Here is a 19,704-nt window from a genome sequence, read left to right as displayed (position 1 = left end):
GCGGCGGAGGCGGCTGCGGTCCCGGGTGCGGCGGGGGCGGGGGCGTCGGGGCCGGTCCGGGCGGCGGCTCGGGCGCGGGTGGGGGGTCCGGGGTGGGTCCCGGGGTGGGTCCCGGCGGGACCGGGTCCGGGTACGGGTTCGTCATGGCGCGTGCCCTCCAGCTCTGTTCCGGCCGGTCCGCCGGCCGGCATCCGCTCTGGACTACTCCCCGCCTACCCTGCGGGCCACCCGCCAGTCACCCGCCCGGACGAGGGCCGCCGCCGCGTCGAGCCCCGGCCGGGGACTGGACAGGACGGGGACCGCGGCGGTGGTGAGCCGCTCGGCCGGCGCCATGGAAGCCTGGGCCAGCACGATCACATCGGCGCCGGTGACCGCGTCGGCCGCTTCCGCCACCCGGCGTACGTAGCCGGCCCCGTCCCCCGCGTCGAAGCGCCCCCAGGCGCCGCCGACCAGCACGGTCCGCACCTGGACGGGTCGGCCGGCCCGGGCGGCCTCCTCCTCGATCAGGGCGGCCGTCGGCCCCAGCGTGCTCTCCAGCGCGGCGAGTACGGCCACCCGGGGCCCGGCGGCCACCGCCGCGGCCGCCATCGGCCGGTCGACACGCAGCACCGGAACCCCCGCCTCCGGGGCGGCGGCCTCCGCGGCCTGCCCGATGGTCGAACAGGTGCACAGCACGGCCCGCGCACCACCGTCGACGGCCCTCCGCACCGTCGCCCCCACCTCCCCGGCGACGGCGGCGGGACCGGCGGCGCGGGCGCGTTCCAGCAACCCCTCGGCGACAACATGCCTCAGCCCGAGCCCGGGATGCCCCGCGTCACGCAGGGCGTCGAAGACGGGCACATGGACCGGCGAGGTGTGCAGAAGTACGAGCACGAGTGGCGTTCCCCTTCCCCTCAGAACCGTCCGGGGCGCGCCGTCGGCCCCTCGCGGGCCGCCCGGATCAGCTCCGGGCCGGCCGCCGGGGCCTGGTCGGGGTGGCGCTCGGCCCACGTGACGCCGTACGGGCGAAACGGCGCGACGGCGCTGTCCTCACGGGCGAGCGATCCCGCGATGCCCCTGCCCCCGTGGGCCGGCTCCAGCACGGTGCGCACCGGCACGAGACCGCCCCGCCGTGCGCGGCTCAGACCGCGTTCGCTGCCTGCGGGCTGCGCTCCTGGTCCGACCCCGGCACCGGCTCGGACGGGTCGGCACCGAGGGCCACGAGGCGGTTGTCGGCGTCCACGTGCACCACCCGGGGCTCCAGCGTCCGCGCCTCGGCATCGGTCACCTGCGCGTAACTGATGATGATCACCAGATCTCCGGGGTGGACGAGATGCGCCGCGGCCCCGTTGATCCCGATCACACCGGACCCGCGCTCACCCTCGATGACATACGTCTCCAGCCGGGCCCCGTTGGTGATGTCGACGATGTGCACCAGCTCACCGGGCAGCAGATCGGCGGCGTCGAGCAGCTCGGCGTCGATCGTCACGGATCCCACGTAGTGCAGGTCGGCCTGGGTGACGGTGGCGCGGTGGATCTTGGACTTGATCAAAGTTCGCAGCACTTTGGACTCCTGAAGGACGGCTCCCTGCCTGCTTTCTGCAGGTCAGGGGCGTTGTCCACTGTACACCGACACTCCTCGCACTCGAAGATGCTGAGGAACATCGATCCCTCTTGGGCAAGAAGGTTCCCCACCTGCGCTTCCGCGTAGTATCCGGCTGTTGCGCCATCGCCGTCCAAGGACCCGCTCGAGCACCTGCCTCGGAGAATGCGAGGACTCACGCTGACCAGATGCTGACTTACCTGACGATGCGCCAGGCAAGCACTTCGTTGAGCACGGAGCCATCCTCTGCATCGACATGGAAGTCGTTCAACGCACCGGGCAGCCTGGGGCTTCATCCGACCCCAAAGCGAGTGGGAGTTGACCGAGCCGTTTCTGCCGGTCGGACAGTACGGCCCGTACCCGCAGCGGCCGCGTGAGCAGTTCAAGGGCTTGGTGTGGCGGTTCCGGACCGGCAGCCAGTGGCGGGAGATGCCACGGGAGGAGTTCGGGGCCTGACAGACGGTCTACGAGCGCTTTGCCCAGTGGCGGGACGCGGGCGTGTTCGTCGCGCTGATGGAGGGGATGATCGCCGAGGCCGCCCGACGCGGCCAGGCGGACATGTCGTTGGTGAGCGTGGACTCCACGGTGCCGCGTGCGCACCACGACGCGGCCGGGATGATAGTGGACCCGAAGGCCCTGACGGCGCTGGAGGAGGCTGCGGCGGAGAAGAGGCCAGCGAAAACCGGGCCAAACGACCCGGAGACGGCCCAGTCGCAAAAGCGGGAGGCGGACCGGGCGGAGCGTCGACGGGTGCGGCGGCAGCGCCGCTCGTGTGTCATGAACGGCCGCCCTTCGTCGGGGACACCCGCGATGGAGACGAGAGGCGGACCCAGTGGCCCGCCCCTCGTCCGGGATGCGGAGGCAAAGCGGTTGTCAGCTTGCGGCCTTGAAGCCCCGCAGTCGCAGTGAGTTGCCGACGACGAAGACGGAGGAGAAGGCCATGGCCGCGCCGGCGATCATCGGGTTGAGGAGTCCCGCTGCGGCGAGTGGCAGGGCGGCGATGTTGTAGGCGAAGGCCCAGAAGAGGTTGGACTTGATGGTGCCCAGGGTCTTGCGGGCCAGCCGGATGGCGTCGGCGGCGGCGCGCAGGTCGCCGCGGACGAGGGTGAGGTCGCCGGCCTCGATGGCGGCGTCGGTGCCGGTGCCCATGGCCAGCCCCAGGTCGGCCTGGGCGAGGGCGGCGGCGTCGTTGACCCCGTCGCCGACCATCGCCACCGAACGGCCCTCGTCCTGGAGGCGCTTGACGACGTCGACCTTGTCCTCGGGCATGACCTCGGCGACGACGTGCTCGGGAGCAATGCCGACCTCCGCCGCCACCGCCTCGGCGACGGCCGTGTTGTCCCCGGTGAGCAGCATCGGGGTCAGGCCCAGGGCGCGCAGCCGGCCGATGGCTTCGGCGCTGGTGCCCTTGACGGCGTCGGCGATCTCCAGGACCGCCCTGGCCTCGCCGTCCCAGGCGACGGCGATCGCGGTCCGGCCCGCGTCCTCGGCGCCGGCCTTGGCCCGTGCCAGTCCGGCGGACAGCTCCATGGCCCACTCGGCGAGGAGCTTGTCGCGGCCCACAAGGACGGCGTGGCCGTCCACGATGCCCTGAACGCCCAGACCGGGGATGTTGGCGAAGTCCTCGGGCGCGGGCAGCGCACCCAGCTTCTCCAGTGCTCCGTCGGCGACCGCGCGGGCGATCGGGTGCTCGGAGGCGTGTTCCAGGGCGCCGGCGAGTCGCAGTACCTCGGTCTCGTCGGTGCCGTCGGCGGTGTGGACGGCGAGCAGGGTCATGCGGCCGGTGGTGACGGTGCCGGTCTTGTCCAGGACGATGGTGTCGACCTTGCGGGTGGACTCCAGCACCTCGGGGCCCTTGATGAGGATGCCGAGCTGGGCGCCGCGCCCGGTGCCGACCATCAGCGCGGTCGGCGTGGCCAGGCCCAGGGCGCAGGGGCAGGCGATGATCAGGACCGCCACGGCGGCGGTGAACGCGGCCGTCAGTCCGGAGCCGTTGCCGATCCAGAATCCGAGGGTGGCCAGCGCCAGGGCGATGACGACGGGGACGAAGACACCGGAGATGCGGTCGGCGAGCCGCTGGGCGGCGGCCTTGCCGTTCTGCGCGTCCTCCACCAGCTTCGCCATCCGCGCGAGCTGCGTGTCGGCGCCGACCCGGGTGGCCTCGACCACCAGACGGCCGCCCGCGTTCACCGTCGCACCGGTGACCGCGTCACCGACGCCGACCTCCACCGGCACCGACTCACCGGTGAGCATCGACGCGTCGATGGCCGAGGTGCCCTCGACGACCGCGCCGTCGGTCGCGATCTTCTCCCCCGGGCGGACCAGGAATCGGTCCCCGACCCTCAGTTCACCGACCGGGAGCTGCTCCTCACGGCCTCCGCGCAGCACGGTGACGTCCTTGGCGCCCAGTTCCAGCAGCGCCTTCAGCGCGGCCCCCGCCTTGCGCTTGGAACGGGCCTCGAAGTAGCGGCCGGCCAGGATGAAGACGGTGACGCCTGCGGCGGCCTCCAGGTAGATGTTCCCGGCGCCGTCACTGCGGGCGATGGTCAGCTCGAAGGGGTGCGTCATGCCGGGGGTGCCGGCGGTGCCGAGGAAGAGCGCCCACAGCGACCACAGGAACGCCGCCGAGGTGCCCACCGAGATCAGTGTGTCCATGGTCGCCGCACCGTGCCGGGCGTTGGTGAAGGCGGCCTTGTGGAAGGGCCAGGCGGCGTAGGTCACGACGGGCGCCGCCAGGGTCAGCGACAGCCACTGCCAGTACTCGAACTGCAGCGCTGGCACCATCGCCATCGCGATGACCGGGACGGCCAGCACCACGGCGGTGACCAGCCGCTCCCTCAGCGGCAGCAGCTCGTCGGCGGCCTGCGCAAGCTCCGGTCCCGACGTGGGCTCGGCGCGTACCGGCTCGGGCTCGCGGGCCGTGTATCCGGTCGCCTCGACCGTGGCGATCAGCTCCGGTACGGACACGCCACCGCCGTAACTGACCTTGGCCTTCTCCGTCGCGTAGTTGACCGTGGCGGTGACCCCGTCCATCCGGTTGAGCTTCTTCTCGATCCGGGCGGCGCACGAGGCGCAGGTCATGCCGCCGATGGCGAGTTCTACCTCGGCCGAGTCGGGGACAGTGGTGGTCATCACTACTCCTCGGGCTGATCAGAGCATAGGGAAGAGCTGAGGGAAGGTGGCCGGCCCGTGGACGGGCCCGGCCGGTGTGCGGGCCCGTCAGGCCGCGCGGCCGGTGAGCTCGTAGCCGGCGTCGTCGACGACCTCGGCCAGCAGCGCGTCGTCGGGCTCGCCCGCCGTGGTGACGGTGACCTGGCCGGCCTCCAGGTCGACGTCGACCGCCAGCACACCGTCCACGGCACCCATCTCCTTGGTGAGCGTGGCCTTGCAATGCCCGCAGGTCATTCCGGAGACGTCGTAGACGATGGTGGCGCCCGCGGTGGCGGTGGCCGTGGTGACGCCGTTGGAGCAGCTTCCGTCAGGGGTGCAGCAGGACATGTTTCCTCCTCGATGAGTCGTCTTGTACCCCCAGGGGGGTACCTCTGTCGCTTCACCAGGTATACCCCCACGGGGTATACCTGGCAAGCGTCGACGGGAACTACTTACTCCTACCCCCCTGGGGTATATAGTCGGCGTCGGTTCCATCAGAAGCGGCACCACCGAAGACAGGGCACGACATGGGGTCAAGGCCCCGGCGCGCAGCCGCTCAGCCCAAGTCAGGGCAGGAGTGGTCCCGTGGTGAGCGGGAGGACGGCCCCGCCCGCGACGCCGAGGACGAGGGAGGCGGCGCCTGCGGTGTAGGCGGTGGCCGCGGACCAGCGGCAGGAGACGGCGGTGGCGGTGGCGGTGGCGGTCGCCGACGGCTCGGCGGGGGTGAGCCGGAACAAGGGGGCGAGCCAGCGCAGGTAGTAGAAGAGGGAAGCGACGGTGTTGGCGACGGCAAGGGCGGCGAGCCAGGCGAAGCCGCCGTCGACGGCGGCGCTGAAGATCTCCAGTTTGCCGAGGAAGACGCCGGTGGGCGGGGTGCCGACCAGGCCGAGGAGACAGACGACGAGGACGGCGGCGAGGCCGGGGTGGCGGCGGGCGAGGCCGCGGTAGTCGTCGAGGGTGCGGGCGTGCGGGAGTTCGGTGACGACGGCGAAGGCGGCGAGATTGGTGGCGGCGTAGGCGGCGAGATAGAACAGCAGGCTCTTCTGGGCGAGGTCGGTGCGGGTGGCGACGGCCAGGGCCATCAGGAGGTAGCCGACCTGACTGATGGTGGAGTACGCGAGCAGGCGTTTGACCGAGGTCTGGAAGAACGCGGCCAGGTTGCCCAGGGTCATGGTGACGGCGGCGATGACGGCCAGGAGCAGGGGCCAGTTGACGTCGGTGCCGGGCAGGGCCTGGTGGAGCAGGCGGTAGCCGGCGATCAGGCCGCCGATCTTGGGCAGGGTGGTGACGTAGGCGGCGACGGGGGTGGGGGCGCCGTCGGTGACGTCGGGGACCCAGAAGTGCGCGGGGACCGCCCCCGCTTTGAACAGGAGGCCGGCCAGGACGCCGATGAGCCCGACAGCGACCGGTCCGTAGGCGGCGGTGGGCAGCGTGCTGTTCAGTTCGCGGTAGAGGGTGGCGTGGCCGGCCGCGTACAGGAGCGCGGTGCCGGCGAGCATGACGGTGCCGAGCAGGGCGCCCATCAGGTAGTACTTCAGGGCGGCTTCGGTGCCGTGTTCGTCCTTGGCGTAGGCGGTGAGGGCGTAGGCGGGGATGCTGGCGAGCAGGTAGGCGGCGAACAGCGTCAGCAGGTCGTTCGCGCCGATCAGGGCGAGGGTGCCGGCCCCGGTGAGCAGGAGCAGCACCCAGTATTCGGTTTCGCGTTTGTGGCCGCGGACGGTTTCCACGGACATGCCGAAGATCAAGAGCAGGGCGCCGAGGACGGTCAGGCGGCCGAAGTCGGTGGCGGTGTCGATGGCGAACGCGTGGGCGAAGACGGTCTGTTCGCGGTCGGTGGCCATGGTGACGCCGGTGGCGGCCAGACCGGCCGTACAGGCGGCTGCCGCCAGGACAGCGATGATCCACTGTCGTCGGCGGGGCAGCCAGGAACCGGCGAGCAGGCCGATGACGGCGGTGCCGAGGAGGGCGAGTTCGGGGACGAGAGCGGTGAGGTTCTCGTTCACCGGGCCACCAGTTCGATCACCGTGCGGCTGGCGGGTTCGATGACGTCCAGCAGCCAGCGCGGCACGACGCCGATCACCAGCGCCACCGCCAGCAGCGTCACCGTCGGGACGGTCTCGGTGCGTTCGAGGTCGCTGATGCCGCCGGTGGGGATGGTCTGCGGCAGTCGCGGGATGCCGAGGAACACCGAGCGCAGGGCGCGCAGGAACAGCGCGGCGGTGATCAGGATGCCGGTCAGGGCGATGGCGGTGGCGATCGCCTGGGAGGCCAGGGAACCGGTGAAGATCTGGAACTCGGCGATGAACCCGGAGAATCCGGGGATGCCGAGGCTGGCGAACGCCGCGACGGCCGTGACGCCGGCGAACCGCGGGGTGTGCGCGGCCAGACCGGAGTAGGCGTCGATCGTGTAGGTCCGCCCCCGGTCGTAGAGCACGCCGGACAGCAGGAACAGAGCGCCGGTGATCAGGCCGTGGCTGACCATCTGGGTGACCGCCCCGGTGACCGCGAGGGAGCGGGCCTGGGCGTCGGTACCGGCCAGCGTCCCGGCGGCACCGATGGCGAGGATGACGTAGCCCATGTGGTTGACCGAGGTGTAGGCGATCATCCGTTTGAAGTCGGTCTGCGCCAGGGCGACCAGCGCCCCGTAGACCACGGAGACGGCGCCGACGACGACGATGATCAGGGCGTACTGGCGCCAGCTGCCCGGCAGCAGGGGCATGGCGATGCGGACGAAACCGTAGGTGCCCATCTTCAGCAGGATCCCGGCGAGGATCGCCGAGCCGGCGGCGGGGGCGTCGGTGTGGGCGGGCGGCAGCCAGGTGTGGAACGGCACGGTCGGGGTCTTGACCGCCAGTCCGAGGCCGATGGCCAGCAGCACGAGGCCGGCGTACGGGCCGCGGCCGGCGAGCGGGTTGGCGCGGGTGAGGTCGACGAGGTCGAAGGTGTGGGGTTCGGCGGCGAGGTACAGGCCGATGAAGCCGAGCAGCAGGGCGAGTGAGCCGATGAAGGTGTAGAGGAAGAACTTCAGCGCCGCCGCCCTGCCCTGCTCGCCGTGGCCCCATCCGGCGATCACGAAGAACATGCCGACGATGGACAGGTCGAAGAAGACGAAGAACAGGATCAGGTCCTGGGCGACGAACAGGCCCAGGCTGACGGTCTGCAGGAACAGGAACAGGCACACGTAACTGCGCACCCGCCGCCGTTCCTTGAGCGAGTACACGGCAACGGCGAGGAACAGCAGGCAGGTCAGCGCGACCAGGGGCAGGGACAGGCCGTCGACGCCTACGTGGTAGCCGACCCCGGCGCTGGGGATCCACCGCACCCGCTGCTGGTACTGCATCCCCTCCCCCGGTTCGAAGTCGATCCAGACGGCGACGACCAGTGCGAGGTCGACGGCGGCCGTGGCGATCCACACCCGGATGTACGTCCTGTCGGAGAGCACCCGTGGCAGGAGCAGCAGGAGCACGCAGGCCAGCAGGGGCAGGAACGTGATGACACTCAGCACAGGGCTACCTCACCAACAGCACGATCAGGACGAGTACGGCGAAGCCCACGGCGGCCTGGGCGTAGTACTGGTGCAGCAGCCCGGTCTGTGGCCGGCGCGCCGCCCGGCCCAGACCGCGGGCGCCGGCGGCGACCGCGTCCACGGCGGCGTCGATGCCGTCGTCGTCCAGCCGACCGGCGAGCCGGGCGCCGGCGAGCCCGCCGCGGGCGGTCTGCCGTACCGCGGCGTCGATGCCGGCGTCGTCCACTCGGGCGGCGATCCTGGCCGTGGCGAGCCCGCCGCGCGCGACCTGGCGTACCGCGCCGTCGACGACGCGGTCGTCGAAGACGGCCAGCGCCCGCGCCAGCCCCAGGACGGGCCGCACGACCACCGCGAGCGCGGCCCGCTCAAGGTGCAGCCATCCGCGCGCCCACCGCACCACCGGACGCGGCACGGGCGCCGGGCGGGAGGCCCACCACCAGGCCAGGCCCGAGGCGGCGAACGCGACACCGGCGCTCAGGCCCAGCTCCCACGGCTTCGGCGAGGGCTCGCCCGGCGCCCCGACCAGCCGCTTCAGCCAGGACGCGGGCCCGGGCAGGGCCAGCACTCCCAGCGCGGCGGCGGCGAAGGTGAGAGCGAGCAGCGGGGCAGGGGTCGTGCGGGCGGTACGCCGGGTGCCGTCCCGCTCGGTGTCGTAGCCGGCCGCCGGGTCGTCGGGCAGCGACCGGGTGACATACCACAGGGCCTTGACGCTGTAGACGGCGGCGACGGCGGCCGCCGCGAGCCCCACGGCGTACAGGCCGGTGCTTTCGGCGAGCGCGGAGGCGAGCACCTCGTCCTTGGCCGCCCACAGCGACAGCGGCGGCAGCCCGGCCAGTGTCAGCGCGCCGACGGCGAAAGTGGCGCCGACCAGGCGTTGGGTGCGGGCGGCGCCGCGCAGGGCCGGCAGTTGCTTGGTGCCGAGGGCGGTCAGCCAGGCACCGGCGGCAAGGAACAGCCCTGATTTCGTGGCGGCGTGCGCGACGAGCTGGGTGGTGCCGGCGGCGATGCCGCCGCTGCCCGCGGCCAGCACCATGAACCCGAGCTGGGAGGAGGTGGACGCCGCGAGCAGTTGCTTCAGATCCCGCTGGGCCACGGCGACCACGCCCAGGCAGAGTGCGGTGACGGCACCGGTCCAGGCCACCAGCGGGCCGGCCCAGCCGGTGGCGGCCAGCAGCGGATGCAGGCGCAGCAGCAGGTAGGCGCCGGCGGCGACCATGGTCGCCGAGTGCAGCAGCGCCGACACCGGACTCGGACCCTGCATGGCCCGCGACAGCCAGAACGAGAACGGCAGCTGCGCCGACTTGCCCAGCGCGGCCACGACCACACCCCCGGTGACCACATGCAGCCACGGCGAGGTGGCGTCCGGGAGAGCCTGAAGGTCCAGCGAGCCGGCACCGCCGGCCATCGCCGCACCGGCGGCCAGGTACAGGCCGAGGTCGGCGGCACGGGTGGTGAGGAACGCGACGTCCGCTGCCCGTGCCCGCTCCGGCCGGCGCCACCAGTAGCCGATCAGCGCCCAGCTGGTGGCACCCATCACCTCCCAGGCCATCAGCAGCAACGGCAGTGTGGTCGCCGTGACCGTGGCCAGCATGGACCCGGAGAAGACCAGCATCAGCCCGAAGAAGCGCCCCCGGTTCTCGTCCGGTCCGAACTCGCCTGCGGCGAAGACCAGGACGGCGGTGGTGGCTGCCCCCACGGTGACCACCATGAATGCGGACAGCCCGTCCACGGCCAGACCCGCCCGCAGCCCGGCGAACAGCGACGCACTCGTCTGGGGCCGGGTCATCGAGGCGGCGACGGCCACACCGAGCGTCGCCACGGCCACGGCCACGCCCAGGGCGGGAACCAGCCGGTTGTAGCGAGCCCCCGTCACGCCCAGGACTGCTCCCGCGCCGAGGGGGAGGGAGATCAGCAGCCAGATCACCACGCTCATCCCTTCAGCTCGCCGGCCATGTCGGTCATGTCGACCTGGCGGACGCGGTAGATCGCGGTGGTCACGGCGAAGCCCATGGCCATCTCCACCGCCATCGCGACCACGGCCGCCACGATCACCACCTGGCCGCTCGGCGCCCCGGGGGCGAGGAAGTGCCAGAAAGCGGCGGCCGCGACGATGACGCCGCCGATCATCAGCTCGATCCCCATCATGATCATGACGATGGACTGCTGGGACAGCGCACCGAAAAGGCCGGTGGAGAACAGGCCCGCGGCCAGCACCAGGATCAGTTCGAAGGTCACCGGCCCACCCCTCCGCCAGCCGGGTCCTTGGCCGGCCGCTGGTCGAGGTCGTCGCCGAAGCGGTCGTAACGGCCCCGGTGCGTGGCGAGGACGGTGGCACCGACCATGGTCGCCAGCAGCACGAACCCGAGAATGACCATGGTCAGCATCTGTTCGGCCATCAGCGCCCTGCCGACCTGGAAGGTCGTGTCCCCGGGCCGGGGCGCGGTGCGGTCCGGCCATGACACGAGGAAGATCCCGGCGACCAGCGCCGCGAAGACGACGCCGCTGATGGTGAGGGCGCCGCGCTTGTTGTGCAGCATCGACATCGGCATCAGACCGGCCGGGTTCATCATGTAGGCGATCATGAACACGGCCATGATCACCATCTCCATGACCATCATCAGCACGATGACCACACCCAGATAGGGCAGGCCGAGTACGGCCGTGACGCCGCCGACGCAGACCAGGGACGCCAGCAGGGAGAAGGTGACCCGGGCCATCGAGTTCAGCGTGAACACCAGCACGCCGAAGACCAGGGCGAGCACCCCCAGAGCCACCAGCAGCACGGTGTCGGTCGTGCCCATGACGTGATCCCTCCCTGTTTCCTATCGGTTGAGGTTCACCAGAGCCGGTACCAGGGCCTGCACGATCGTCAGCGGGATGAGCACCACCCAGGCGAACTCCACGTACCGGTCCGCGCGGATCACCGGCAGCCGCCGCAGCCCCCACACCAGCAGAGCGAGTACCAGCAGCGTCTTGACCAGCGACCATGCCCAGGCCGGCAAACCGGGCCCGGCCCCACCGCCCAGGAACAGCGGCACGGCCATGGCCGCGCCGGACGCGAGCCACAGCCACCGGCCGGCCCCCAGCAACAGTCGGTCCACCCCGGACACCTCTCCCAGGACACCGCCGGCCAGGTCGCGGCCCGCCGGATAGGCGAACGGGCCCAGGAAGCTGAACGCCAGCACACCGGCCAGATAGGCGGCGAAGGCGACCGGCATCCAGACCGCGTACCACAGCCCGTCCTGCGCGGCGGCGATGTCACCCACCCGCAGCGACTCGGCACCGGTGGCGGCCGAGATCAGCGCGAACATCAGCGGCAGCTCATAGGCCAGGCCCTGAGCAAGGAACCGATACCCTCCGATCAGGGAGAACGCGGCGTTGGGCCCCCAACCGGCCAGCCACAGCCCGGCCCAGGTCAGCACCTCCATGGCGTTGAACCACACGACCCCGACCGACAGGTCGGCGACCGTATGGCCCCCGAAGGGGATGACCAGCGTCGACAGCACGGCGGCCACCGGCACGGTCACCACACCCGTCCGCCACAGCAGCCGGTCCGGGGCCGGCAGCCGCCGCGGCTGCGCCACCAGCGCCCGCGGCACACCGAGAAACGGTCGCACCGCGCCGGCGACGCCGACGGGCCGGCCCGCGCTTCTCGCGTCCAGCACCGCGTTCCCGGCCACCGCCAACGCCGCCAGGACACACAGCAGTCCCGGAGCAGCGAGCAGCGTCCGCCACGACCCCGCCTCAACCACGCGCCACCTCCACCACGCTGCGGGCGGCCAGTTCGTCCAGGTCGGGGTCGAGACTGGCCACGACGAGGCGGGCCGCAGCCAGCTCGGCTCCCTCCAGTGACCGGGGCAACAGCGCGATCAGGGCGGCCGACGGCGGGTCTCCGGCACTCCAGAGACCACGCGGGCTCTCCTCCACCGCCACATCCAGAGGCGCGGAGTCCTCCAGCCGCAGCAGGTCACACCGGACGTCGGTGAGCCACTGCCGGTAGCGGGCGGTCACATCCCCGCCGGCCCGCGCCGCCGGACCCCCTACCCCGGCCTCCCGCGCCTGCTGTGCCGTGACGACGCCGATGCCGCGCGTCAGCCACGCCAAGGTGCGGGACCGGCCGACCCGGTGAGTGAAGCGTTCCAGCCGATGCGCGACCGCGGCACGAGGCGCGCCGGAAAGCAGGTCGTCCCGCAGCCGCCGGGCCCGCACCGCCTCGGCAGGCCAGCCCACCACCTCCAGTAACCGACCCAGGCTGTCGAGACGCGCTGCCACGCGCCGACGCACCGCCTCCCCCACGGGCACCGGCTCCCCGGAGGCCGCCCGCAACCACGGCTGCACCCAGAAGGGCTCAGCCGCCCCACCGGCGGCGGGCGTTGCCGGTTCGTCGACGCCGACCCGCTGAACAACGTCACCTTGCAGCACCAGACGGACCGTCAGGCCCGCGGGCCAGTCGGCCAGGAACGGCCCCAACGGCACATGCAGTTGGTCCAGCGTCAAGCCGTCACGGTCCGCGTCCTGCCCGGCCATCGGCAACCCGCCCGGCACCTCCGTCTGCCCACCGCCGTGACCGTCATGACCGCCGTCATGACCGCTGTGTCCCCCGTTGTCGCCGTGACCGTCAGCGTCCCGGCCGTCGTCGGCCTGACCTCCGTCACCGTGCTCTTCCTCCTTGTCCTGGCCGGCATCGTGCGGGGCGTGCTCGCCGTCGGGCCCACCGTGGGCGTCGTCCGCCCGGCCGTCCTCCCCGTGCTCGCCATCCTCACCGCCGTTGCCGGGAGCCTGGTCATCACCCTCGTGCTGCTCCTGCGGGCCGTGTTCTCCCTCCTGGTGTCCGCCCGCTTCAGCCGGGGGCGCGGCCGACTCGTGCTGGACGGCCGGTGAAGCGAGGAGGGCACGGCCGGCGTCCAGCACGGCCTCCACGTCGTCAGCGGTGCGGGCGTGCACCCGGGCGCGCGGTGCGGGCAGGTCCCGCCACAGCCGCTCCAGCGCCGCCTGCAGTTCCGGGCATTCGGGACCGGCCACGAGGAGGAGATCGGCCTGCGCCGGAGTGGGCACCTGTGGCCAGTCGCGCAACCTCAGCAGGCGTTCGGCGGCCAGCCGGACCGCTGCCCCGCCCGGCACAGTCGCCAGCAGCACGCGCGGTCGCGCCGCGGTGGCGCGCAGGGCCAGGGCGGTCAGGTCCATCGCAGCGCGCCCTCCCGCCACGCGTAGACGACCCCGGTGACCAGGACGGCGAGGAAGACGAACATCTCGATCACCGCGCTCGGCCCCATGGCGGAGACCACGCGCGTCCACGGATACATGAAGACCATCTCCATGTCGAAGGCGAGAAACAGCATCGTCACCGTGTACCAGCGCACGTGAAACCGGCTCACCGCGTGCTCCGTGGGCTCCAGCCCCGATCCGAACGGCGCCGCGTCCAGCGCGCCGGAACCGATCCGAATCGCCCACGCCGTCCCGTACACGCCGCCGACGGTGATCAGGGCGATGCCGAGCAGCGACAGCGCTGCTGCCGTGCCGCTCATGCGCCCTCACCAGCCCGGGCGGCGGCGGAACGGCCGGACCGGCCCGGCAGGGTCCGGATGTTGCGCGCCGCGTGCGCCGACGTCCTCTCACCCACGGACATGCAATGCCTCCTCGCGGTATGACTGGCCCGCTGCGTACCCGCGGGATTCCTTCGAGACCCATCCGGCCGCTTGAGAGCCGACTCGCGTGCGGTCCGCGCGGACGCGACCCGGCGGGGCTGGGGACCCGCAGGCTGCCGCCCTCCGAAGTCGGCCCCCGTCCGCCCGGTGCAGCGCAGTGGGCGGGGAGTACGTCAGCCCATGGAATCGATCAGGTCATTGCACGCCTGTTCGCAGCGGCGGCAGGCTTCGGCGCAGACGCGGCAGTGGTCGTGCCGGTCGGCGTGGCGCCCGCACTCGTCGGCACAGGCTTTGCAGACGGTGGCGCACGCCTGGAGGATCGCGCGGGTGATATTGGCGTCGTAGCCGGTGTGGCGGGACAGGACCGCGGCAGTGGCGTTGCAGATATCGGCACAGTCGGCGTTCGTACGGATGCACTTGGTCAGTTCGCTGACCATCTCCTCCGACAGGCATGCATCCGCGCACGCGGTACACGCCTGCGCACAGGCGATGCATTCCTCGATACACCGGGCGAGCTTCTCCCGGTCCACCCCGCCCAGATCGGATGGATACGTGGCGAGCAGGTCCTTGACTGCAGTGGTCACGACAGCAACCTCCCATGGTGTCCAGCGACGGCTGACGCCGTCCACGTAGGGGTAACACCACGCCGGACGCCGCAAACCGCCGAGTGCTCCGTCAGCACCGCTCGGCCCTGATCGCGGTCGCGGTGCATTGAACCCGGCGCGAGCGGAGGCAACGGCGACAGCCGCAGATGAAGGGGCAGGGTCGGACGGCGGCGGGGCGGCCGTGGAGACGATGCACCGAAGGTTCGCGGCGATCGGCTCCCTCACGTCGCACCCCAGGATCTGAGGCATGCCGACGCTGCGAACAGACGCCAGCGCTCTGAATAGCTCCCAGGGCTGGCGGTCTTGCGGTTGGCCGACACCCATACCCCGGGGTAAAGCACCGGCGATGCGTGCGGTTCAGGACCTGATGCGGCGGAACAGCGCGTATCCCGTCCCGGCGAGGCCGGCCGCGGTCGCGGCGCGTCCGATGCGGTGGCGGCTCGCCCACGACTGCGGGCTGCGGGCGTGCGCCTGGCCGTCGAAGACTCCGTGCGCACCGTAGTCCTCCGTGTCGTCGGCCGGCGCGAAGAGGTTGCCGGGTCCCTCGGGCGACGGCTGGGCGTCCGTCTGCTGCGAGTCGAAGGCGGTCCGGGCCAGATAGCGGTCCAGCAGCCCGGGGACCACGGCATTGGCCAGCAGCGTCGCCACCGTGGAGGCGCCGACCCAGTACTCGCGCCGCCGGGGATGGTCGGCGGCGCGCAGTACGGCGCGGGCGGCGACCTCCGGCTGGTATATCGGGGGCACCGGCTGCGCGTGCCGGGACAGGCGCGTGCGCAGCCAGGTGAACTGGGGAGTGTTGACCGCAGGCATTTGCACCATCGTGATCCGCACACGGGACCGGTCGTGCAGCAGTTCGCAGCGCACCGACTCGGTGAAGCCCTGGATGGCGTGCTTGGCACCGCAGTAGGCGCTCTGCAACGGAATGCCACGGTAGGCGAGCGCGGAACCGACCTGCACGATGGTCCCACGGTCGCGGGGCAGCATGCGGGCCAGGGCGGCCCGGGTGCCGTGCACATAGCCCAGGTACGTCGATCGGGTCGTCTGGAGGAACTCTTCCGGTGACAGGTCCATGAAGGTACCGAACGCGGAGGTGAAGGCGTTGTTGACCCAGACGTCGATGGGCCCCGACTCCTCCTCCGCGCGGCGGGCCGCCGCTTCCACCTGGTCGGGGTCGGACATATCGGTGACGATGGGCAGCGCCTGCCCACCTGTCTGTCGAACCTCGGCCGCCGCGGCTTCCAGTCCCGCCCGGCCCCGGGCGAGCAGCACTACCCGGGCGCCGCGTGCGGCGAACATCCTGGCCGCCGCCCGGCCTATGCCGGCGCTGGCCCCCGTCACCACGACCGTTTCCGGCTTCTGCTGCATGAGCACTCCTCGTTGCGCTGGGCCGGTCAGGTACCGCGTTTCGGCACCTGAAAACGAGCCGCGAGGACGGGTACGACGACGCGGACGGTTCGGCGGTGGGCTCACTCCACACCGGCTGACGGGCCCCGGGCAGACGGTCGAGGGCGGTGACGAGGACAGCGGCAAGGGCCGTGGCCGGCAGCCCGTGGCCGCGGCGAGGATGCCGGGACTGACGCTGCGCGCGGTGACACCGGCCGACGGGCGAGTGGCCGTGAGCAGCTTGAGCACAGGTGAGCGGTGCTCCGCCCGGCAGACCGGTCTGCGGTCACACGGTCCGTCGGCGCAAGACCGGCTGGAAGCCGGTCGGACAGGCGGGACCAAGAGCCGCGGCCGTCGGCCACCGGGTGCCCGGAGACCTCGGACAGCGTGCCCGTAGCGGTTGGCACCCCCGTCCCGTTCGACGCCCGTTACTCGCCGTGGGATCAGCGTTCCGCCTCGTCGTCCCACTGGGGACGGTCGTGTCCGTGGAGGGAGACGCCGTCACGTGCGGGACGGTCCGCGAGTTCGTCGCGGAGGAGCAGGTCGCGGTCGACGCCGTGCGTGCGGTAGGCGGTGCGGCCGATGATCTGGCTGCTGATCGGGGCGGTGAACAGTTGGAACAGAGCCACGAGCAGCAGGACCGGCGCGTGGCGCCCGGGCATCTGTGCGGCCGCTCCGACGAGGACGAGCAGCAGACCGAGGGTCTGCGCCTTGGCTGCCGCGTGGAGACGACTGGTGGTGTCCGGGAAGCGAAACAGGCCCAGGGCACCGGGCAGGCAGCAAGCCGCACCCGCCGGGGAAGCAGGACGGCGGTGACCGTGTTCAGCGCGGTGGTCCTCGCTGCCCACCTGGCCCCTGCGTCGGCCTTGCCCCGGCGCCCAAGTCGTCGGGGACCTCGGTCCACGGCGAACACGCGCCTCGCGGCGGCAACCGGCAACTGAAACGCACGATGTTCCTGTCGGCGTTCGCCGCGCTGCACGATCCCGCCTCCTGCACCTACTACGACCGATGCCGGGCCCGCGGGAAGAACCGTACCCAGGCACTGCTCCGTCTGGCCCGCCAACGGATCAACGTGCTGTTCGCGATGCTCCGCGACGGCCACCTTCTACGAACCCAGAAACCCACGCCTCGCTTGACCGAAGACATAGAGGCACCCCCGGTCAACGGCTCCGCCCTGCCGAGCAGGGCGGAGCGCCGTCGCCACGGGTCGATCAGCGCGCTGTCCCCCGGGGGAAGGGATAGGGCGGGTACGTATATCCCACGCCCCAGAACGGAGTGTAACCGTAGTGGGAATACACCATGCCGAAATATTCCTTCTCTTCAATCAGATCGGGGTCGTACGCCGGGGCCTCAGTCACCTGCTTCCCGGACCGGTCGATGAAGACACAGTCTTCGGTTATCCGCGTGACGGCATCGACGGGGATGAATGTCTTCTTCTGGCCGATGCCGAGGAAGCCACCGTGCTCAACGAGGAAAAAGCGAACTTTCCCCTCGTCGCCGTCTATCAGGAGGTCGTCTATTTTCCCCAGCTCCTCGCCGTCTGCCGCAGCTACCGAGCGGCCTCGGATGTCCTCTTCCGGCGCGGCAACCATCTGATCGGAGTCGCTCATTTTGGTGAGAGCGGGTATACGGGCATTCTCCACGGTTCTTCCTTCCCGGGCGCAGGTGCGCCCTCATACCGTGTTCCGGTCCGATTGTCCTGTGTCGCGTGCCCATAGCAGCGAGTGTCACTCCCCCCATGAACACCCCACGAGCGCAGCTGTGCCCACGTGAGACGGGCCTCCGGCGCTTACGCCCGACCCGCACCATCGCCGTCTAGACCAGTGGCAGGCGGCTGGCGGCGCCTCCCGGCGGGCCTGCTGTGGGGCGGTTCTCACGGAGATCTCCTGGTCGAGAGAGGGACTGTGGCTTCTCGGCGCGAACTCCATCCTGGAGAGGCCGACCGGGTCCGTCCTGATCCGCAGCAGTGAGTACCGGCGCCGAAACTGATCGCCGTACCTCCGGACGAACTGTTGATGGACCACGGCGCGGAGGCTCACTCGATACCCTCTGAGACACGCTGTGGGAACGGTGGGCAGGCTGAAGCGCGCTGATCAACAACCGTGCTCGGGGCGGGCCGCTGACGTCGCAGCAACGACGACCTTCTGTGACACGGACGGACTCCGTTTCCGGCGCGGGCCGTCTGGTGGCGTGACGAACTGCGGCTTCATCGCGTGGAACGGTGGCGGCACCGGACAACACGGCCTCCATGCGGAACAAGAACGTCCCACCTGCGCAGGCGACGCGCAGGCGACAGGTACGGCGGAGGCGGTCCGGCGTACCGTCAGCCCTGTCGGCCGCGGCCGGTGAGCATGTCGCGCAGCCGGTCGACCATGCCGGCGCCCGGGGCGAGGAGCTTGTTGGCGGGCGGCGTGTCGGTCGCTGCGGGGTGTGGTCGGGTGGGCGCGGTCTCCTTGGCCATCCGCACCTTCTCACCCAACTCTTCCGCCACCGAGTGGCGTATCAACTCCATGGTCAACTCGTCCGCCAGATCGCGCCGCCCCTGATCACCTGCGGGCAGCGCCTCGATCTGTTCGAAGAGCGAGTCCACCTCTCGGTGGCCCGTGGTCAGTTCCTGAATGACGTTTCCGCCATGTCCCATGATCAGCCTCTCGAACTCGGTTCCCTGGCGCGACGTCGGTTGCTGTCTTCGTCGCGTCACCGCGAAGCCGTCCGCGTCTCGCACGGCATCCGGTCACCGCAGCGTCACACCCACCGCAGGCCGCCGAGCGGGATGGGCAGGAAGGCACTTCTTCGCCACCCGGCAGGGGGCGAATGCCACGCGACACACCGACAACGCCGCATACCTCACCTATTCACTCTCGTGGCCGATGTCGGAGCCACGGTCCACTGGCCGGAGCCGGGCTGCCGTGATCACGACCACTCGGATCCGTAACAGCGCGGATCTGTTGGAGTGTCCAGCGCGCGGACCATGCCGACAGAGGAGTCGAAGTCCCTGAGGCAGCACACAGTTCCACCGCGCCGTGTCGGACCGGTCTCCGGGGCTGACGTCCGCGCCACCGGTCGGGCTTCGCGAGGGCGACGTTTCCCTCCTGTCCGCACGGTTACCCATCGAAGGACGTGCCTCGCGCGCCCCTGTGCGCACCCCGGACCGGGGCACTGGGACAGTCGCTCACTGACGGGATCGGAAACGGAGTTTGCATGGCCAGCACGAAGGTGTCCGACTACGTCCTCCAGCGGCTGCGCGAGTGGGATGTCGACCACGTCTTCGCGTATGCGGGTGACGGCATCAACGGTCTGCTGGCGGCGTGGGGGCGGGCGGACAACAAGCCGAAGTTCGTCCAGGCCCGGCACGAGGAGATGNTCCTCCAGCGGCTGCGCGAGTGGGATGTCGACCACGTCTTCGCGTATGCGGGTGACGGCATCAACGGTCTGCTGGCGGCGTGGGGGCGGGCGGACAACAAGCCGAAGTTCGTCCAGGCCCGGCACGAGGAGATGGCTGCCTTCCAGGCCGTCGGGTACGCCAAGTTCTCCGGCAGGGTGGGTGTCTGTGCCGCCACCTCTGGTCCCGGCGCGATCCACCTGCTCAACGGGCTCTACGACGCCAAACTGGACCACGTCCCCGTCGTGGCGCTGATCGGGCAGACCGACCGCAGCGCCATGGGCGGCTCCTACCAGCAGGAAGTGGACCTCGCGAGTCTCTACAAGGACGTCGCCTCGGACTTCTGCGAGACGGCCATGGTCCCCGAACAGCTGCCGAACCTGATCGACCGTGCCTTCCGCACCGCGTACGCCAAGCGCACCGTGACCGCG

19 protein-coding genes and 2 pseudogenes are annotated in these 19,704 nt (G+C 71.2%); 3 read left to right on the top strand and 18 right to left on the bottom strand.

Going from position 1 to position 19,704, the window contains the following annotated elements; all coding sequences use genetic code 11:
• Positions 1-201: 201 nt before the first annotated feature.
• The 3 genes and pseudogenes from HTV45_RS29625 to panD form a co-directional block, all read right to left on the bottom strand.
• Positions 202-873: an aspartate/glutamate racemase family protein gene (locus HTV45_RS29625; RefSeq protein ID WP_215208977.1), complete on the bottom strand. Its 672-nt coding sequence runs from the start codon at positions 871-873 to the stop codon at positions 202-204.
• A 20-nt stretch (positions 874-893) separates the two neighbouring features.
• Positions 894-1,100, bottom strand: a pseudogene (locus HTV45_RS29620) (N-acetyltransferase); the annotation flags it as partial.
• Positions 1,101-1,120: 20 nt separating this feature from the next.
• Positions 1,121-1,543 carry an aspartate 1-decarboxylase gene (panD, locus tag HTV45_RS29615; RefSeq protein WP_215208976.1) on the bottom strand — a complete coding sequence of 141 codons (423 nt, stop codon included), beginning with the start codon at positions 1,541-1,543 and terminating at the stop codon, positions 1,121-1,123.
• A gap of 357 nt (positions 1,544-1,900) precedes the next feature.
• On the opposite strand from panD, the gene HTV45_RS29610 reads away from it, so the two are divergent.
• Positions 1,901-2,038, top strand: coding sequence for a transposase (locus HTV45_RS29610; protein ID WP_215208975.1), 138 nt, complete (start codon positions 1,901-1,903; stop codon positions 2,036-2,038).
• 417 nt (positions 2,039-2,455) lie between these two features.
• On the opposite strand, the gene HTV45_RS29605 is transcribed toward HTV45_RS29610, so the two are convergent.
• The 13 genes from HTV45_RS29605 to mnhG all read right to left on the bottom strand — a co-directional run bounded on the left by HTV45_RS29605 (position 2,456) and on the right by mnhG (position 16,739).
• Positions 2,456-4,714: a cation-translocating P-type ATPase gene (locus tag HTV45_RS29605; RefSeq protein WP_215208974.1), complete on the bottom strand. Its 2,259-nt coding sequence runs from the start codon at positions 4,712-4,714 to the stop codon at positions 2,456-2,458.
• 87 nt (positions 4,715-4,801) lie between these two features.
• A complete protein-coding gene (locus HTV45_RS29600; protein ID WP_215208973.1) occupies positions 4,802-5,080 on the bottom strand; it encodes a heavy-metal-associated domain-containing protein in 279 nt (92 codons plus the stop codon).
• A gap of 218 nt (positions 5,081-5,298) precedes the next feature.
• A complete protein-coding gene (locus tag HTV45_RS29595; protein ID WP_215208972.1) occupies positions 5,299-6,735 on the bottom strand; it encodes an NADH-quinone oxidoreductase subunit N in 1,437 nt (478 codons plus the stop codon).
• Positions 6,732-8,237, bottom strand: coding sequence for a NuoM family protein (locus HTV45_RS29590; RefSeq protein ID WP_215208971.1), 1,506 nt, complete (start codon positions 8,235-8,237; stop codon positions 6,732-6,734). The genes HTV45_RS29595 and HTV45_RS29590 overlap by 4 nt, the downstream gene beginning before the upstream one ends.
• A 4-nt stretch (positions 8,238-8,241) precedes the next feature.
• Complete coding sequence (locus tag HTV45_RS29585; RefSeq protein WP_215208970.1) at positions 8,242-10,191, bottom strand: NADH-quinone oxidoreductase subunit L; 1,950 nt, start codon at positions 10,189-10,191, stop codon at positions 8,242-8,244.
• A complete protein-coding gene (locus HTV45_RS29580; RefSeq protein ID WP_215208969.1) occupies positions 10,188-10,493 on the bottom strand; it encodes an NADH-quinone oxidoreductase subunit K in 306 nt (101 codons plus the stop codon). The genes HTV45_RS29585 and HTV45_RS29580 overlap by 4 nt, the downstream gene beginning before the upstream one ends.
• Complete coding sequence (locus tag HTV45_RS29575; RefSeq protein WP_215208968.1) at positions 10,490-11,059, bottom strand: NADH-quinone oxidoreductase subunit J; 570 nt, start codon at positions 11,057-11,059, stop codon at positions 10,490-10,492. Before HTV45_RS29575 ends, HTV45_RS29580 begins: the two co-directional genes overlap by 4 nt.
• Before the next feature lie 21 nt (positions 11,060-11,080).
• On the bottom strand, positions 11,081-12,010 hold the full coding sequence (locus tag HTV45_RS29570) for an NADH-quinone oxidoreductase subunit H (RefSeq protein ID WP_215208967.1): 930 nt from the start codon (positions 12,008-12,010) through the stop codon (positions 11,081-11,083).
• Complete coding sequence (locus HTV45_RS29565) at positions 12,003-13,442, bottom strand: hypothetical protein (RefSeq protein ID WP_215208966.1); 1,440 nt, start codon at positions 13,440-13,442, stop codon at positions 12,003-12,005. The genes HTV45_RS29570 and HTV45_RS29565 overlap by 8 nt, the downstream gene beginning before the upstream one ends.
• Positions 13,433-13,783 carry an NADH-quinone oxidoreductase subunit A gene (locus tag HTV45_RS29560; RefSeq protein WP_215208965.1) on the bottom strand — a complete coding sequence of 117 codons (351 nt, stop codon included), beginning with the start codon at positions 13,781-13,783 and terminating at the stop codon, positions 13,433-13,435. The genes HTV45_RS29565 and HTV45_RS29560 overlap by 10 nt, the downstream gene beginning before the upstream one ends.
• Positions 13,784-14,076: 293 nt before the next feature.
• A complete protein-coding gene (locus tag HTV45_RS29555) occupies positions 14,077-14,487 on the bottom strand; it encodes a four-helix bundle copper-binding protein (RefSeq protein WP_215208964.1) in 411 nt (136 codons plus the stop codon).
• Between the two features lie 378 nt (positions 14,488-14,865).
• The gene (locus tag HTV45_RS29550; protein WP_215208963.1) at positions 14,866-15,873 is read right to left on the bottom strand and encodes an SDR family oxidoreductase; all 1,008 of its coding nucleotides are present in this window, start codon (positions 15,871-15,873) and stop codon (positions 14,866-14,868) included.
• Positions 15,874-16,334: 461 nt separating this feature from the next.
• On the bottom strand, positions 16,335-16,739 hold the full coding sequence (mnhG, locus tag HTV45_RS29545) for a monovalent cation/H(+) antiporter subunit G (protein WP_308309784.1): 405 nt from the start codon (positions 16,737-16,739) through the stop codon (positions 16,335-16,337).
• Between mnhG and HTV45_RS29540 the strand changes: the two are divergent.
• Positions 16,731-17,027 (top strand): annotated as a pseudogene (locus HTV45_RS29540) (transposase); the annotation flags it as partial. The gene mnhG and the pseudogene HTV45_RS29540 sit on opposite strands and share 9 nt — an antisense overlap.
• Before the next feature lie 75 nt (positions 17,028-17,102).
• On the opposite strand, the gene HTV45_RS29535 reads toward HTV45_RS29540, so the two are convergent.
• Complete coding sequence (locus tag HTV45_RS29535) at positions 17,103-17,534, bottom strand: PRC-barrel domain-containing protein (protein WP_308309783.1); 432 nt, start codon at positions 17,532-17,534, stop codon at positions 17,103-17,105.
• Between the two features lie 680 nt (positions 17,535-18,214).
• The gene (locus HTV45_RS29530; protein WP_215209032.1) at positions 18,215-18,532 is read right to left on the bottom strand and encodes a hypothetical protein; all 318 of its coding nucleotides are present in this window, start codon (positions 18,530-18,532) and stop codon (positions 18,215-18,217) included.
• A gap of 560 nt (positions 18,533-19,092) precedes the next feature.
• Between HTV45_RS29530 and HTV45_RS29525 the strand changes: the two genes are divergently transcribed.
• On the top strand, positions 19,093-19,704 hold a 612-nt coding region (locus tag HTV45_RS29525; RefSeq protein WP_251693043.1), incomplete at its 3' end, for a thiamine pyrophosphate-binding protein.

Origin of the sequence: Streptomyces sp. CHD11 (genome assembly GCF_018638295.1) — a bacterium.
In the GTDB taxonomy this organism is placed as follows: Bacteria; Actinomycetota; Actinomycetes; order Streptomycetales; family Streptomycetaceae; genus Streptomyces.
Note: the sequence above shows the minus strand (reverse complement) of the source record. Positions and strands in the feature narration are given on the sequence as shown.